The following is a 15,414-nucleotide window of genomic DNA, read 5'->3' as shown; positions in this document are numbered from 1 at the left end:
CAAGCAGAGGGTCGGCGGTTCGATCCCGTCAGCCTCCACCATTTATTATTTTGTTCACAGATATCGGTTACGGGTTGTCACCGTTCCGTAATTACTCTCGAAGAGCAAATGCGATGGGGAGATAGCGAAGAGGCTAAACGCGGCAGACTGTAAATCTGCTCCCTATGGGTTCGGCGGTTCGAATCCGTCTCTCCCCACCACTTCATATATATTGGGGTATAGCCAAGCGGTAAGGCAACGGACTTTGACTCCGTCATTCCTAGGTTCGAATCCTAGTACCCCAGCCACTTGTTTGAGCCATTAGCTCAGTTGGTAGAGCATCTGACTTTTAATCAGAGGGTCGAAGGTTCGAGTCCTTCATGGCTCACCAGTTTTTTTATTTTTAAAGTGAACGAGATGTGCCCTTAGCTCAGCTGGATAGAGCGTTTGACTACGAATCAAAAGGTCGGGAGTTCGAATCTCTCAGGGCACGCCATTTTTCCCCTAAAAATAATGCGAAGCTTTGTTCATCGCATAGTGTTGACACCGGGGATTAGACAATTGATTTTGTGTCGGGAAGTAGCTCAGCTTGGTAGAGTACTTGGCTTGGGACCAAGGGGTCGCAGGTTCGAATCCTGTCTTCCCGACCATTTCTTCTTATGATCCCGTGTATTCCATTGGGATTATATGCATTTTCAAGCGATTATTTCTTATGCGGGTGTAGTTCAATGGTAGAACTCCAGCCTTCCAAGCTGGTCGCGTGGGTTCGATTCCCATCACCCGCTCCATAAGTGTAAAGGACATGCCGTTGGCAGTCCTTTTTTATTTTTAGCGGCAGATCGTTCTTTCTTTTTCCTAGGACCCTTTTCCTATCGGTTTATTTATGCAGATTTGTGTCGAGTTGAGTCATTTCTTCTTTCAAGGCTACAATAAGTAACAAACAACAAGGTAACCGAGAGGAAGGGGTAACGAGTATGAACAAAAACATCAGTATCGTTGGTGTACCGCTTGATCTGGGAGCAGACCGCCGCGGTGTCGATATGGGACCGAGTGCGATTCGTTACGCTGGAGTGATTGCCCGTCTGGAGCAAATGGGTTTGAACATCCAGGATAAAGGAGATATTCCCGTTACACGTCCTCGCAATTTTACAGAGACAGAGAACCATAAGTATTTGGACGAGGTAGTTGAAGCGAATCAAAAGCTCGCTGAGGTTGTAAGCGGTATCATGCAGGAAGGACGTTTTCCTTTGGTGCTGGGAGGGGACCACAGTATCGCTCTCGGGACAGTAGCAGGCGTGGCCAAGAACGTGAAAAATCTGGGGGTCATTTGGTTTGACGCTCACGGTGACCTGAATACGGGAGAGACCTCTCCATCGGGGAATATCCATGGCATGCCTCTGGCTGCGAGTCTAGGCTTTGGCCATGAACGTCTGGTCAATATCGGAGGCTTTGCACCGAAGCTGAAACCAGAGAATGTGGTGATCATTGGTGCGCGGGATTTGGACAGAGGGGAAAGAGAATTGATCAAGAGGATCGGGCTCAAGGTGTTTACCATGCATGAGATCGACAAGCTGGGAATGGCTCGCGTAATGGAGGAAGCCATGGCTCACGTGTCCAAAAACACGGATGGGGTGCACCTCAGTCTGGATCTGGATGGTCTGGATCCTCATGACGCTCCGGGCGTAGGTACCCCGGTCATAGGCGGGATATCCTACCGGGAAGGACACCTGGCCCTGGAGATGCTGGCAGATGCGGACATACTCTGTTCGGCTGAATTTGTAGAGGTAAACCCAATCCTCGACCGGGAAAATGTGACGGCACGTGTAGCAGTAGCACTCATGAGTTCCGCTTTTGGCGACAAATTGTTATAAGGCAAAAGGAGAGGGAAACAGGCCTCTCCTTTTTTGTTTCCACATCTTTACATGCGCCAGGGAAAGCGTTACAGTGACTAAGGATGGAAATGCAGTTGGTTAAGGAGATTGTCGAGGCGTACGCTCAGCTCGACCATTTCCGGAGTTATGGCTGCCAGTTCTTTATACCTGTCGTTTAACTCTTGACGAAGCTGTTCGATTTGGAACAGAACATCATCCTGACTCATTTAAACCACGCTCCCTTTACACCATCAGGATAAAAGAGGTACCATCACTACTATATAGAGAGAACCTTGATCTTTATTCCACTCATTCCCAGAAAATTGGCGGGATAAACATAATCAAAACTGAAACCATTTGAGGTATTATCCGTATATAAGGATTACGGTATTGCGGGGAGGATCGCATGGATTTTGTAGAAAAACGGTTGACTCAGCGCGCCAAACGCGGAGATCGCGAGGCTTTTGCTGAGTTGATCGAAATATATAAAGACAAGATATTTCAACTCGCATACCGGATGGTAGGTAACCGTCAGGATGCGGAGGATATCGCGCAGGAAACCTTTTTGCGGGTCTATGCCAATCTGCACACCTACGACGAGAGCTACAAGTTCTCCACGTGGATTTACAGGATTGCAACCAATCTGTGTATTGACCGGGGCAGAAAGAAAAGGCCTGACTTTTCCCTGGATGAAGAAGTAGAACCCGGACAGGGAATGGACTGGTATTCCCGCCTATCCTCAAACGAAAAGAACCCGGCAGACTCGCTTGTCACGCAAGAGCTGCAGGAGACCGTACAGGATGCCTTGTCGCATCTGGCACCAAAGTATAGGTCGATCATGATTTTGCGCTATATTGAAGACCTGTCGCTTCAGGAGATTAGCGATATCGTCAAATTGCCAGTCACAACCATCAAAACCCGTATCCATCGCGGTCGGGAAGCATTGCGCAGCAAGCTGCGATTCATGTAGGAAAGGAGAAAGTCACGATGGAATGCCGAGAAATGTCTGTTCTCATTCATGAGTTTCTGGACGGGGAAATTGACGAATTGTCCAATCAGAAATTACAGACCCACATGAGAACATGTGCCTCCTGTCGTCAACATCTTCAAGAGCTGCAAAGAGCGATCGCTTTTGTACAAAGCGCGTCACATATACAAGTATCTCCGGATTTTACAGCCCGGGTATTTGCGCAACTGCCAACGCCGACGAGGAAAAAACGTTTTTCTTCTTGGCTGCGCAATCATCCGTTTCTTACAGCTGCAGCTGTCTTTCTCTTCCTGATGACGGGGAGCACGATGGCCAACTGGTATGAACGGGACAATACACTGCAAATTGCCTCGTCCAACATGGATAAACTGAAGATTGACCGTACGCGCAATGTCGTCGTGGTTCCGGCCGGCACCACCATTGATGGAGATCTGGTCGTACGCAACGGCAATGTCGAGGTACAGGGCGAAGTGCGAGGGAACGTTGTGGCAATTGAGGGGAAGGTCGTTCTGGCATCGACTGCACACGTGGCAGGAAGCGCTGAATCGATCGAAGCCATTTTCGAATGGATTTGGTACGAAGTGAAAAATATTGGAAATGACTTGCTTCCCGTCTTCCCATAGGAGAAAATAAAGGGTACAACAATAATGAGCACGGCGCCAGAAGCCGTGCTTTTTCCGCAGGAATAAGAGCGACCGCATTGAGATGGAGCGAGATATGGGGGCTTCGTTATGATATCACTGGAATATGGGGATATATTGCGGTATGTGATCGATATTTCGCTCGTCACATACGTGATCTATAAATTAATTATGCTGATCCGGGGGACGCGGGCGGTCCAGCTGCTGAAAGGGATCATGGTGATTATCGTCACTTGGCTGCTGAGCAAGTACTTCGAGCTGAAGACCCTGCACTGGCTGATGTCCCAGGCGTTTACCTTCGGGGTACTGGCTATCGTGATCATCTTTCAGCCGGAGCTGCGGCGAGCGCTGGAGCAGTTGGGACGCGGGAAGCTGTTTTCTCGCACCAATACGATTCAGGATGAGGAAATGGTCAAGCGGGTCGTACAGGAAGTGTGCAAGTCCGTTACGTACATGGCCAAGCGTCGGATCGGGGCCTTGATCGTCATTGAACGGGAAACGGGCCTGAATGATTTTGTGGAGACGGGAATTGCCATCAATGGACGAGTCAGTTCAGAACTGTTGATCAATATTTTTATCCCAAATACACCTTTGCATGACGGGGCGGTCATCATGAGAAAAGATATTATCTTGGCAGCAGCGAGCTATTTGCCCCTCTCCGAAAACAATTCGATCTCAAAAGAGCTGGGAACCCGGCACAGAGCTGCGATCGGAGTAAGCGAGGTTTCCGACGGTATGGCGATTGTCGTTTCCGAAGAGACTGGACAAGTTTCCTTTACCGCGAACGGGCAAATGAACCGGAATTTGACCGAGGAGCAGTTGGCTGAATTGCTCACCGAGCAACTGCATCCGGCCCTGAAGAGCAAATCCATGGGAAGTCGTTGGCAATGGAGGCGAAAACAACATGGATAAATGGTTGAACAGTCACTGGTTTGCGCGCATTGTTGCTCTGTTGTTGGCCGTGATGATGTGGACGGTGGTCAATGTGGAAAGCGACACAACGCCGACCACGGATTCAGCGCCGCCGCTCTTGATCGACAGCGTCAACCTGCACGTAAAGTATGACACGGATCGTTATTACGTCGCCAAAATGCCGCGTACCGTGCAGCTTGCTCTGGAGACAAACAATCCGTTTTACAAGCATAATCTTGTGCCCCAGGACTCCAGAGAGGTGTATGTCGACCTCATGGACAAGGGGAAGGGGACACACCGTGTTCCGGTCCAGTACAAAGGATTTCCCGACGATGTGAAAGTCGGAATTATTCCCAGTATTGTCGAAATTACGCTCGAGGAAAAGAAAACCGTAGAGCGGGAAGTGACGGTCGAGCTGCTCGGCCAGGTCGCCCCCGGCTACAAAGCCGGAGAGCCGCTGGTCAAGCCGTTCCGCGTACTCGTCCGGGTACCGGAGAGTCAGGCCGACAAGGTAGCCGCAGTAAAGGCTCCCGTCGATCTGGAAGGGGCTACGTCTCCGATCAAGACGACAGTGCCGTTAAAGGTGATGGACAAGTCGGGGAATACGCTGCAGGGCGCGGAGGTTATCCCGCTCACGGCGGAGATCAGCGTGCCGGTGACAAGCCCGTATGTACAGGTGCCGATCAAATTAAACTTGACGAATGAATTGCCCGATGGATATAGTTTGGCTAGTGTGGATACGAATGTGGATGAGGTCACCGTATACGGTCCGAAGGAAGTCATCGATGCGATGAAATCGGAGACGTATCCGGGGCCGGAAATCGATCTGAGCGATGTGACCTCGGATCGCGTCATCGAACGAAAGATGCCGGTATTGGAGAACATCGTAAAGGTGGAGCCGGATTACCTGAAGGTAGCCCTGAAGGTCGTGCCGTCCGAAACCAAACGCTTGGAGAAGATTCCAATCCGCATCAGCGGTCTGGCCGAAGACATGGAGGCGCGCGTACTGTCCGGAACGGGGCAAGAGATGTCCACGATGGACGTCGACACGGTTGGAGCGCCGACCATACTGGAGAAACTAAGACCGGAGGATGTGCAGGTCGTGGCAGATGTCAGCAACATGCCGGCGGGAGTGTATGAGGTGCCGATCACCTACATCTTTAACCAGCCGGATTACGTCAAGACGGCCAAGAATGCGATCACGAAGGTTACTGTGGAAATCACCAAAAAATAGCGCTGGGCATAAGCTGTTTTGTACAAGGAAAGAAATGAGGGACAAACATGGGGAAGTATTTCGGAACTGATGGTGTGCGCGGTGTAGCCAATGCGCAGTTGACGCCGGAGCTGGCGTTTCGAATCGGGCGCGTAGGCGGTTACGTTCTCACCAGACATAAACAGGAAGGCAAGCCCAAGGTAGTCATTGGACGCGACACGCGCATTTCCGGTCAAATGCTGGAAAGCGCGCTGTTGGCCGGTCTCCTCTCTGTTGGAGCAGAAGTAGTTCGTCTGGGAGTAATCTCTACTTCCGGCGTTGCTTATTTGACACGAGCGCTGGGAGCAGATGCCGGTGTCATGATTTCCGCCTCGCACAACCCTTACCCGGACAATGGAATCAAATTTTTCGGGAGCAACGGGTTCAAGCTTTCCGACGAGGTGGAAGCAGAGATCGAACAATACCTGGATGCGGCTGAAGACACGCTGCCGCGGCCGACTGGGGAGCACATCGGAGCGGTGCTGGACTTCCTGGAGGGTGGACAGAAGTATCTCTCCCATTTGAAAAGCTCGGTAACGGAACGTTTTGACGGGCTGAAGATCGTGCTGGATTGTGCCAATGGTGCCGTTTCCTCGCTGGCTGCAAGGCTGTTTGCGGACGTGGAAGCAGAGGTGATCACCATCGGAGCGAATCCGAACGGGGTCAACATCAATGAGCAGTGCGGGTCCACGCATCCCGAACGCCTGCAGGAGGAAGTCGTCAAGCACAAGGCTCATCTGGGACTTTCCTTTGACGGCGATGCCGACCGCTGTATTGCGGTAGATGAGAACGGTGAAATTGTAGACGGCGACTACATCATGGCGATCTGCGCCCGGGCTCTCAAGGCAAAAGGCAAGCTGAACAACAACACGGTCGTGACGACGGTCATGGCGAACATGGGCTTTTTCAAAGGCATGGAAGAATGCGCGATCAATACGACCAAAACTGCGGTGGGAGACCGCTATGTCGTGGAAGAGATGCTGCGTGGCGGCTACAATCTCGGCGGCGAGCAGTCCGGACACATCGTGTTTCTCGATTACAACACGACGGGAGACGGCCTGTTGACCGGCCTTCAGCTCCTGAACATCATCAAGGAATCGGGCAAGCCCTTGTCTGAATTGAAGCAGGTTATGACCAAATACCCGCAGCTTTTGGTCAATGTCCGCGTAGAAGACAAGACCAAGCTGAACGGAAACGAAGCGATCGAACAGGCGATCCGTGAAGTGGAGGCCGAGCTGGCTGGCAACGGCCGCGTGCTCGTGCGTCCGTCCGGCACGGAGCCAATCGTCCGTGTCATGGCAGAAGGCCCAGACGAAGCGCAACTGGATGAGCTGGTGAACCGCATCGTTGAGGTCGTGAAAAAGGAACTCGTGTAAAAAGTCAGGGGAGTGGTACGGTGCCACTCCCTTTTGCATACAAGTATAAGACAAAAGAATGATTGTGAAGGACAGGGATCTATGATAAAGTTTGGTTTGTGCCTGGGCTCACAATGAAAAAGGGGGAATGCAGCGAAAAGAGACAATGACATAGCATCGATCTTGATGGGAAAGCGCCAGCACTGCAGCTGCCCGACGTGGAGTGCAGTGGACGAGGTGGAGGTTTATCGAAGCATTCGGCGGATGCCTCCCGGCCGAGTATCGCGGCCGCGGAGCGCGGGGGCAAAACAACAGGGCGACTTGTTGCACAAGACCCGCGCATGATACAGATGATCGTTTTATGGAATGGTTTTATCGAAAAAATCAAGCTGACCACATATACAAATGGAATGGCGGGGGAGCAACCCCCGTACCATTGACAACTGGGTTGTGTCCCCCGTCATAGGGAAGGGGACAAACACACATGTGCGGAATTGTAGGATACATTGGCGATAAACAAGCGCAAGAGGTAATTATCGGAGGTCTTCGCAAGCTGGAGTACCGCGGGTATGACTCGGCCGGAATCGCGGTATTGACCGAGCAGGGGCTGCTCGTAGACAAGGCAAAAGGACGCCTCGCTGTTTTGGAAGGAAAGCTGGCAGCACAGCCGCTGGCCGGAAATGCAGGGATCGGACACACGCGTTGGGCGACGCACGGAAAACCGTCTGACGAAAACTCCCACCCGCATACGGATTCGAGCCACAAGTTTGCTGTCGTCCATAACGGCATCATCGAAAACTTTCTGCCGATCAAGGAAGAGCTGATCGCAAAAGGATACGCCTTTACCTCGGAGACGGACACCGAAGTAATCGCGCACCTGCTCGCGGATCTCTACGACGGGGACATCGTGTCTACCGCCCGCAAGGCCGTACAGCGCATGCGCGGTGCCTACGCATTGGGAATCATGACGGAGCACGAGCCGGATAAGCTGGTAGCAGTGCGTCTCGCAAGTCCGCTCATCGTCGGAATCGGAGAGGGCGAGAGCTTCATCGGCTCGGACATCCCGGCTCTCCTGGAGCACACGCGCGATGTCTATATCCTCAATGAAGGCGAAATGGCGGTATTGACCCGGGAAGGCGTTCAGCTGATGGATGCCCAAAGCGGCGAGAAGATCGAGCGCGATATCTTCCACGTAGACTGGGATCTGGTCCAAGCAGAAAAAGGCGGGTACGATTCGTTCATGCTCAAGGAAATCTATGAGCAGCCGCAAGCCGTACGCGACACGATGGGCGCACGGATCGACCAGGAGAAAAAGCAGGTCATCCTGCCTGAGCTGAATATGAGCGATGCGGAGCTGGCCTCCTACGACCGCCTCTATATCGTGGCGTGCGGAACGTCCATGCACGCTGGACTGGTCGGGAAGGACGTCCTGGAAAAGTGGACCCGCGTACCGGTAGAGGTGGCCGTCGCGTCGGAATTCCGCTACCGCGATCCGATCTACACCGACAAGACGCTGATGATCGTCATCAGCCAGTCCGGTGAGACGGCAGACACGCTGGCCGCGCTCCGCGAGGCGAAGAAGAGCGGGGTCAGAGTTCTGGCGATCACCAACGTCGTCGGCAGCTCCGTAGCCCGCGAGGCAGACGAAGTAATCTTTACCTGGGCCGGCCCGGAAGTGGCGGTGGCCTCGACGAAAGCCTATACGTCCCAGGTGATTGCCCTGTACCTGTTTGCGCTGTACTTCGCGCAGGTAAAAGGGACACTGGCGGCTGCAGAGATCGCAGAGGTAGTCGAGCATCTGCAGGAGCTGCCGGCGAAGATCGGCGCCATCCTGGCCAACGTCGAGCCGATCCGCCAGTTTGCCCAAAGCATCCAGGACGCGACCAGCCTGTTCTTTATCGGACGGGGACTGGACTATTCGGTCTCCCTGGAGGGCTCGCTCAAGCTCAAGGAGATCTCCTATATTCACTCCGAAGCGTATGCGGCGGGAGAACTGAAGCACGGTACGCTTGCGCTGATTGAAGAAAACGTCCCGGTGGTGGCGCTGGCTACCCAACCGGACATTTACGAAAAAATGGTCAGCAATATCGTGGAAGTCAAAGCCCGCGGCGCCCATGTGCTCGGCTTTGCTCTCGAAGGAGACCGCGACCTGGCCAAATCGGTGGACGGCGTCATCCACGTCCCGGCCACCACGCCGATGTTAACGCCAATTTTGACCGTCATTCCATTGCAATTGCTGGCGTACTACACTTCTGCTGCGCGCGGGCTTGATGTTGATAAGCCGCGGAATCTGGCGAAGAGTGTTACGGTGGAGTAAGGGGTTTTTGAAGTAGCATAAGTGCAAAAAGCAAATAAAGTCCTATACCAGCAGTTTAAACTTGTGCTGAAGCAATTAAAAGTCGCATTAAGCCGGGCAGATCAGGATTATTTTCTGACATTTGCTCGGCTTTTTTCATGTCCTGCATTTTTCCTTACGCCATTTGTAAGTGTTTCTCGTCTTTCGTACTGACTATAATGTGTATAGCTCAATTCGATTCTAGTTGTTGAAGAAAGGAGCCTTATACAGTGGTCAGACAAGGAAAATTACTAGAGGTTCAAGACTTGCAAAAAAACTACGGGAAGAAGAACAATATAACAAAAGCTTTAAACGGTGTCAGTTTTGATGTTCTCCCCGGAGAATTCTTGGGAATAATGGGACCAAGCGGTTCTGGCAAAACTACGTTATTAAACTGCATTGCAACCATAATAAAACCAACATCTGGGCGTGTACTTTTACATGGAAAAAATATCAGTGCTTTCGACAGTAAGGATTTAGCTGAGTATCGCGGCAGTCGGATTGGATATTTGTTTCAAGACTTTGAATTGCTGGATAATCTAACCGGACAAGAAAATATACTATTGCCTTTATCGATTCATGGGGTGGATTTTGCAAAAGCACGAGCTAAATTAGATGAGCTAGCCGGTTTTTTAGAAATTACGGATATCCTTCATAAATTCCCGTCTCAGATGTCTGGGGGACAAAAGCAAAGGGTAGCTGCCGCACGTTGTTTCATTACTGATCCAGATATCGTTCTTGCGGATGAACCGACAGGGGCATTGGACACGCGCTCTGCAAGAACTTTAATGAATAAGTTGGAAGGTATGAATAGAACGAGCGGAAGAACTATTTTAATGGTCAGCCACGATCCTAATGCAGCAAGTTTTTGCTCAAGAATCCTTTTTATTCAAGATGGTGTGATATTTCATGAACTGCGTCGCAAACATGATGAGACTCGCGAGAAATTTTATGAAAGAATCTTGCAGGTACTAGCTCAGCTTGGGGGAGGAAGCGCAAATGTTCTCTAAGCTGATTTATCGCAATGCGAAACGAAGTCGCAAGGAGAATCTCATTTACTTTGCAACACTTGTAATCGCAATAGCGTCGTTTTATATCATTCTTTCACTGGGCAGACAAGATGTTATTTTGTTCTTAAAGGAGTTTGAAAGTGATTCGATCGACAAGCTTTTAGCTCAAATGCCCATTGTGTATCTATTTGCGTTATTTTTATTGTTTTTCTTGATTTTATTTGCGAATCGGTACCAATTAAATCGAAGGAGTAAAGAGTTTGGCCTCTATCTCTTGTTGGGAATGCGCAAGAAACGCCTTGTTCTTCAACTATTGGCAGAGGGGTTCATCACTTCTATTTTGGCACTCATTGCAGGGCTCTTAATTGGTGGATTCTTAGCAGAAATCATCAGCTTGACGGTTTCTAAACTAGTCGGACAGGGAATTATCGGTCATCAAATAAGCTTGTCGGCAGGTGCGATTTTCTTTACCATCATCGGTTTTTTATCCATTCAGTTTATCGCACTGGCCATTCTTGGCGGAAGGTTGTTTAAACAAGAGGTGCATCAATTACTTTATGAGCAAATGGATAAGAAACAAGATATGGGGCATTTTACGGGCAATGTACTCACTTTATTGGCAGGCGCTGTTTTCCTGGGTGTCGCATATTGGGTTGCTTTATATCGTTTTACGGATTTTACAGGGCTGCTTCTGTTTGTGGCAGTGGCTCTCGGAAGTTTAGGTACGGTCCTTTTTATGAGGGGTTTTGGGAAATTGCTAGGCTTATTGGCAAGCTTGTCTAAAAATAAATCTACAAAAGGTCTGCACACATTTACAGTAAGGCAGTTTCAAGAAAACGTAGCCAATAGATCTACTTCTGTTGCAGTAACATCTATTCTAATCACGTTGTCTATCATTTTGATAGCAGATGGTGCTTCAACTTTTATAGGTTTAGAAAATGTTTTTGCTAGGAGTTCCTCTGTCTATGATTTTACTGTTAATGGAGATAGTCAAAAAATTGAGCAATTTCTTGCTTCGGAAAAAATGGAACCATATGTAGAGGACTTAAACCTGCTGAAAATTGGGAGAATGAAATATAAGGATGAACGCGGCGAAGACGGCATCCCTTTGTCTTTGGTAGACTGGTCTGCATTGAGAGAACAAATGATTATGGCTCTGCCAGACAACTATAAAGAGCAAGTTTTATCGGGAGAAATACAGAATTACAGTTTCAGTTCGGAAAACCCTGAAGCACTTAATCTTTTTGGGGTTCTGGAGACGGATACAACAGCACCTTACCTCATTCCAGAATCATCTTATAATGGTCTTTTAAAAGCCGTAGGAAAAAAACCGTTGAACCTGCATTCAGATGAAATTGCTTTATACTTTAATCCGGATTTTATGCCGATGGATAATCTGGAAAGCATGCCTGTACTAGATCATATTCTTGAAAAGGCTGCCAAAGAGGGCAAAAGCTTGATGAGCATTCATGGTCAGGCGGTATATATACACCCCTCAATTCCAATGAGAGGTTTAGTAGCAGACCGCTCCGTACAAATTTTTTCAGCATTTATCGTCCCTGATCATATGTTTGAACAATTAATGAATACGGAAACCTATGTGGCGTATTGGAATTTTCGAATCCCGCAAAAGCTGCAAGACCAGGAAGGTTTACTGAAACCAATGATGGAGGCCAGAGATTTATTAAAAGCTTCAGGCTTCACGTTTGAAAGTTATTTGCAAAACTTTGGACGCAAACTCTTCTATGTTGTTGCTGGGAGTTATGCAACACTATATATGGGATTCTTGTTTTTGATTATTGCTTGTACGGTATTGGCTTTACAATTTTTGACACAGGTGAAACAGACTGGACAACGCTATGTAACGCTTTCCATGTTGGGGGCAAAACGTAATCAAATGAAGAAATCCATCCACAGACAGGTGTTGCTGACTTTTCTGTTACCTGTATCTCTTGCATGCGTGAGTGGAGCTGTTGGCATAAGGGCTATGATTGCATTTGTTATGATTCACATCGATGACAAAGCGTCCCTTTATCCGATTGCCCTTGCCTCTGCCTGTATTGTAATCGTAATTTTGGGGATTTATGGAGTAGCAGTTGCCCGTTCAGCAGATCATGAACTAGATAAATTGCGTTGGAAACCAAATATAGAGTAAAAAACAGTTGCAATTTACATCGAAGGGTGGTGCTGAAGTGGCGAGGATTACCATTGTTGAAGATGATCCGCTGATGAGGGAAGAATTAATCGATATACTGCAAAAAGCTGGTTATGAAGTGGCTGCCATTGCGGACTTCCAAGATATAGTGGCTCAAATAGCCACTTTGGCACCAGACTTAGTCTTGTTGGACATCAATTTACCGGGACAATCGGGATTTGAAATTTGCAAAAGTCTAAAATCACAAGGAACTGGTCCCATATTGATTCTTACATCTAGAGATAAGTTGCAGGATGAATTGCATGGTCTTGATTTAGGTGCAGATGATTATCTCACAAAACCGTGCAATCGAGATAGATTGTTGGCTCGCATTCAAAACCTGCTAAGAAGATTTGAAGGACGACCAGGATTGATAAATGGCGGCAGTTTTTTCCTAGACCCCAATACCTTTACCTTGTATAAGGGATCTCAATCGATAGTATTATCAGCAAATGAAGGAAAAATTTTATTGACTTTAGTGCAGCATAGACCTGAGATTGTATCCAAGTCTGCATTACGTGAACTTTTATGGGGAACAGACCAATATATCGACGAAAATGCACTTCAAGTAAATCTGACTCGCTTGCGCAAAACGCTACGACAGTTAAACTTGGAAGATCAAATTGAGACTATAAGAGGTCAAGGTTATCGACTTAGGGGTAGGTGAAGGCATGAAATGGATAAAGCAAATCTTTGATTGCTTTCATGCTTATAAACAATGGTTTCTTATTTTCATTACTACAGATCTTCTATTTATCTTTTTCGCTTGGCTGGCTTACCCGGAAACCTTTAAGGTGTTAGTAGGACTCATGATTGTTTTTACTCTAGCAATGATATCGTTGTCTGTATTCATTATCATCAGAAAGCAAAAAATAATCGAAGCGGCCTTTGAAGATTTTTTATTAGAGGCGAATGAGACGAACGAAGAAATATTATGCCGGCTATCTCCGAAGACATATTGGCCGTTTATCCGTAGAATGGGGAGCGTCATAAGGTCTTATCAGGCGCAGCTTAATGAGCAAGTTATTGAGTTGACCGATTATGAAAACTATATAGAAGGATGGGTTCATGAAATTAAAAAGCCTCTGTCACTAATGACATTGGTATTAGATAACCGGAGTGATGAAATGTCTCCCCTTGTTAGACAGCGTATGATTCATATTAGAGATCAAATGCTTGGAGACGTAGGGCGAATTTTGTATTTTGCAAGACTAGGGGCTACTCATAAAGATTATTTTTTTGAACCTATCGACTTACTGGCTTTTTGTAAACAGACAATTGAAGATCATCAAACGCTACTGGATGAATCCGGTTTTCAAATACAATTCATAGGTGAGGAGCGGGAAATTCTTTCCGACCGCAAAGGGCTAGCTTTTATATTGGAACAAATAATCGCTAATAGTACAAAACATGTTGCACAGAATCAGGATAGTCCCATTTTGAAGTTTGAAACGGTTTACGACAAAGGGAGTGATCAGACTATTTTACATATTAGTGATAATGGGCCTGGTGTACCTCAAGAAGATTTGCCATTTATATTTGATAAGGGCTTTACCGGAAGGCGAGGTACTTGTACAAGGCAAGCTACGGGGATGGGACTCTTTTTGGTAAGCAAGATGGCCTATGATTTAGCCATTCAGTTGGATGCAAAATCAGCGCTTGGTTCAGGTCTGACCATATCACTAATATTTCCGCATGTGAAACAATAAGCTATGCATCGTGGAGAAAGTTTATCAAGCTGAATAGGCAGGCTGGCCGCATTCGTATGCAGCCCTGATGCATCCGCATGTAAAGGTTCTCCAATCCGTATGGATGGGGGCATGGTGCCTACCATTTTTTAATAGGAATTCTATTAACGTTCCGTACGTCTATAGTACAAGGCATGCGGCATCACCGGAAGGACCAGGCATCGTTCAACGATACAAAGCCCTTCCGGCTTTTCCCATCAGGCCAAGCCGAGTGCCAGAGCCAGCGAGGCGGCTGCTACGCCGCCAGCAAGCGATCCGGCGACATTGACGGTATCGTTGCTCCAGCCGGAGCGGCCGCGGATCCGCTCGGCTGGCCTGCCGCAGTGGCGGACCTGCTCGATCTCCCGGCCGCAAGCGGGGCAACGGTACATTTGCTGCCATGTCGCACCGATCCACGAATCGGCCAGCGATCCAATGATGCCCGCCAGACCGGCTATTCCGATCCAGGCCGCCGGTCTAAGAGCCGCCGAGGTCGTATCCGGTGCGGATTGGCCGGGCACCACCGCAAGCAGCATCCACGCTGCAACGCCAATAAATAGGCCGCCGGCCAGCGAAGCGACCATGCCGAGGCCTGAGACGCCTCCGGACGTGCCAGGAGGAACGCGTCGACCCGTCTTGATCGATCTCGGAGGCATCCGGCTCAAGCCGCCGATTTCGGTAGCCCACGTATCGGCTGTGACCGCCGCCATTACGCCGAGGAAGGCGTACCACCAAAGCGGATGCGGATACGCCCAGTTTGCCGCGCATAACAGCAGCCCCACTCCTCCATTCGCCAGCACCTGGCCCGCATCGCGCCTCCCGGTTTTCTCGTAACCGCTCTCTGCCTCTGCCTTTGCATGCTTTTTCCACTTGGACCATAACGTCGACGAAACAAAAAAAGCGATAAGGGAGCCGAACCAGACCGCGCTGCCGAGCGCGTACATCACCGTGCCCAGCATCACCGCCGCGAAAAAGCCGGAACCGGACAGCGACCGTTTTGCATAAGCCGCTCCAGCAATCCCGGCGCTGCAGGCCAGACCTATTAACCACTCCACCGCTCTCCGCCCCCTTTGCTTACACTATTATACATTAGCTCAGCGGGCTTTCGAAAATGAGAAGGGAATGAAACGTAGATACCGCTGGACGTTTG

13 protein-coding genes, 7 tRNA genes and 1 pseudogene (1 of these 21 only partly in view) are annotated in these 15,414 nt (G+C 49.1%); 19 read left to right on the top strand and 2 right to left on the bottom strand.

The features are described 5' to 3' along the window. The 8 genes from V5G20_RS26275 to rocF all read left to right on the top strand — a co-directional run. A tRNA-Val gene (locus V5G20_RS26275) sits at nt 1-41 on the top strand (it extends 35 nt beyond the left edge of the window). A gap of 74 nt (nt 42-115) precedes the next feature. Further along, a tRNA-Tyr gene (locus tag V5G20_RS26270) sits at nt 116-200 on the top strand. A 12-nt stretch (nt 201-212) separates the two neighbouring features. Then, nucleotides 213-287, top strand: a tRNA-Gln gene (locus tag V5G20_RS26265). Nucleotides 288-294: 7 nt separating this feature from the next. Beyond that, a tRNA-Lys gene (locus V5G20_RS26260) sits at nt 295-370 on the top strand. A 28-nt stretch (nt 371-398) separates the two neighbouring features. Continuing rightward, nucleotides 399-475 (top strand) — tRNA-Arg (locus V5G20_RS26255). A 77-nt stretch (nt 476-552) separates the two neighbouring features. Then, nucleotides 553-629, top strand: a tRNA-Pro gene (locus V5G20_RS26250). A gap of 64 nt (nt 630-693) precedes the next feature. Then, a tRNA-Gly gene (locus tag V5G20_RS26245) sits at nt 694-767 on the top strand. Between the two features lie 186 nt (nt 768-953). After that, nucleotides 954-1,850, top strand: a complete 897-nt coding sequence (gene rocF, locus V5G20_RS26240; RefSeq protein WP_003393022.1) for an arginase — start codon at nt 954-956, stop codon at nt 1,848-1,850. A gap of 77 nt (nt 1,851-1,927) precedes the next feature. Here the strand turns inward: rocF and V5G20_RS26235 are convergent, their stop codons facing one another. Next, entirely contained in the window at nt 1,928-2,077 is a 150-nt protein-coding gene (locus tag V5G20_RS26235) for an aspartyl-phosphate phosphatase Spo0E family protein (protein ID WP_003393023.1), read from the bottom strand. Nucleotides 2,078-2,256: 179 nt separating this feature from the next. Here V5G20_RS26235 and sigW point away from each other — a divergent pair, with 179 nt between their 5' ends. From sigW to V5G20_RS26180, 11 genes and pseudogenes are all read left to right on the top strand, one after another. Beyond that, the gene (gene sigW, locus V5G20_RS26230) at nt 2,257-2,820 is read left to right on the top strand and encodes an RNA polymerase sigma factor SigW (protein WP_003393025.1); all 564 of its coding nucleotides are present in this window, start codon (nt 2,257-2,259) and stop codon (nt 2,818-2,820) included. Nucleotides 2,821-2,837: 17 nt separating this feature from the next. Continuing rightward, nucleotides 2,838-3,461, top strand: coding sequence for a zf-HC2 domain-containing protein (locus V5G20_RS26225; RefSeq protein ID WP_003393028.1), 624 nt, complete (start codon nt 2,838-2,840; stop codon nt 3,459-3,461). Between the two features lie 108 nt (nt 3,462-3,569). After that, complete coding sequence (gene cdaA / locus V5G20_RS26220) at nt 3,570-4,391, top strand: diadenylate cyclase CdaA (protein ID WP_003393030.1); 822 nt, start codon at nt 3,570-3,572, stop codon at nt 4,389-4,391. Beyond that, nucleotides 4,384-5,625 (top strand): CdaR family protein, encoded by a 1,242-nt coding sequence (locus V5G20_RS26215; RefSeq protein ID WP_024984026.1) that lies wholly within the window; start codon nt 4,384-4,386, stop codon nt 5,623-5,625. The genes cdaA and V5G20_RS26215 overlap by 8 nt, the downstream gene beginning before the upstream one ends. Nucleotides 5,626-5,672: 47 nt before the next feature. Further along, on the top strand, nt 5,673-7,019 hold the full coding sequence (gene glmM, locus V5G20_RS26210) for a phosphoglucosamine mutase (protein ID WP_122958177.1): 1,347 nt from the start codon (nt 5,673-5,675) through the stop codon (nt 7,017-7,019). A gap of 463 nt (nt 7,020-7,482) precedes the next feature. Then, complete coding sequence (glmS, locus tag V5G20_RS26205; RefSeq protein ID WP_251238030.1) at nt 7,483-9,315, top strand: glutamine--fructose-6-phosphate transaminase (isomerizing); 1,833 nt, start codon at nt 7,483-7,485, stop codon at nt 9,313-9,315. 248 nt (nt 9,316-9,563) lie between these two features. Continuing rightward, nucleotides 9,564-10,343, top strand: coding sequence for an ABC transporter ATP-binding protein (locus tag V5G20_RS26200; protein ID WP_327985817.1), 780 nt, complete (start codon nt 9,564-9,566; stop codon nt 10,341-10,343). Next, complete coding sequence (locus V5G20_RS26195; RefSeq protein WP_338462818.1) at nt 10,333-12,498, top strand: ABC transporter permease; 2,166 nt, start codon at nt 10,333-10,335, stop codon at nt 12,496-12,498. Before V5G20_RS26200 ends, V5G20_RS26195 begins: the two co-directional genes overlap by 11 nt. A 37-nt stretch (nt 12,499-12,535) precedes the next feature. After that, complete coding sequence (locus V5G20_RS26190; protein WP_024984030.1) at nt 12,536-13,204, top strand: response regulator transcription factor; 669 nt, start codon at nt 12,536-12,538, stop codon at nt 13,202-13,204. Between the two features lie 4 nt (nt 13,205-13,208). Beyond that, a complete protein-coding gene (locus tag V5G20_RS26185) occupies nt 13,209-14,246 on the top strand; it encodes a sensor histidine kinase (protein ID WP_338462815.1) in 1,038 nt (345 codons plus the stop codon). A 33-nt stretch (nt 14,247-14,279) separates the two neighbouring features. Continuing rightward, nucleotides 14,280-14,378, top strand: a pseudogene (locus V5G20_RS26180) (oxidoreductase); the annotation flags it as partial. 104 nt (nt 14,379-14,482) lie between these two features. Here the strand turns inward: V5G20_RS26180 and V5G20_RS26175 are convergent. Then, a complete protein-coding gene (locus V5G20_RS26175; protein WP_327985814.1) occupies nt 14,483-15,319 on the bottom strand; it encodes a DUF92 domain-containing protein in 837 nt (278 codons plus the stop codon). Between the last annotated feature and the right edge of the window lie 95 nt (nt 15,320-15,414).

Source organism: Brevibacillus borstelensis, assembly GCF_036700025.1.
GTDB classification, from domain to species: Bacteria; Bacillota; Bacilli; order Brevibacillales; family Brevibacillaceae; genus Brevibacillus; species Brevibacillus borstelensis.
The sequence above is the reverse complement of the archived record's forward strand: the minus strand, read 5'-3'. Positions and strand labels throughout refer to the sequence as shown.

What these genes read in the sequence shown, in the direction of transcription:
- rocF (WP_003393022.1), top strand. Translation starts at nt 954, where the DNA reads ATGAACAAAAACATCAGTATCGTTGGTGTACCGCTTGATCTGGGAGCA.
- V5G20_RS26235 (WP_003393023.1), bottom strand. Translation starts at nt 2,077, where the DNA reads ATGAGTCAGGATGATGTTCTGTTCCAAATCGAACAGCTTCGTCAAGAG.
- sigW (WP_003393025.1), top strand. Translation starts at nt 2,257, where the DNA reads ATGGATTTTGTAGAAAAACGGTTGACTCAGCGCGCCAAACGCGGAGAT.
- V5G20_RS26225 (WP_003393028.1), top strand. Translation starts at nt 2,838, where the DNA reads ATGGAATGCCGAGAAATGTCTGTTCTCATTCATGAGTTTCTGGACGGG.
- cdaA (WP_003393030.1), top strand. Translation starts at nt 3,570, where the DNA reads ATGATATCACTGGAATATGGGGATATATTGCGGTATGTGATCGATATT.
- V5G20_RS26215 (WP_024984026.1), top strand. Translation starts at nt 4,384, where the DNA reads ATGGATAAATGGTTGAACAGTCACTGGTTTGCGCGCATTGTTGCTCTG.
- glmM (WP_122958177.1), top strand. Translation starts at nt 5,673, where the DNA reads ATGGGGAAGTATTTCGGAACTGATGGTGTGCGCGGTGTAGCCAATGCG.
- glmS (WP_251238030.1), top strand. Translation starts at nt 7,483, where the DNA reads ATGTGCGGAATTGTAGGATACATTGGCGATAAACAAGCGCAAGAGGTA.
- V5G20_RS26195 (WP_338462818.1), top strand. Translation starts at nt 10,333, where the DNA reads ATGTTCTCTAAGCTGATTTATCGCAATGCGAAACGAAGTCGCAAGGAG.
- V5G20_RS26185 (WP_338462815.1), top strand. Translation starts at nt 13,209, where the DNA reads ATGAAATGGATAAAGCAAATCTTTGATTGCTTTCATGCTTATAAACAA.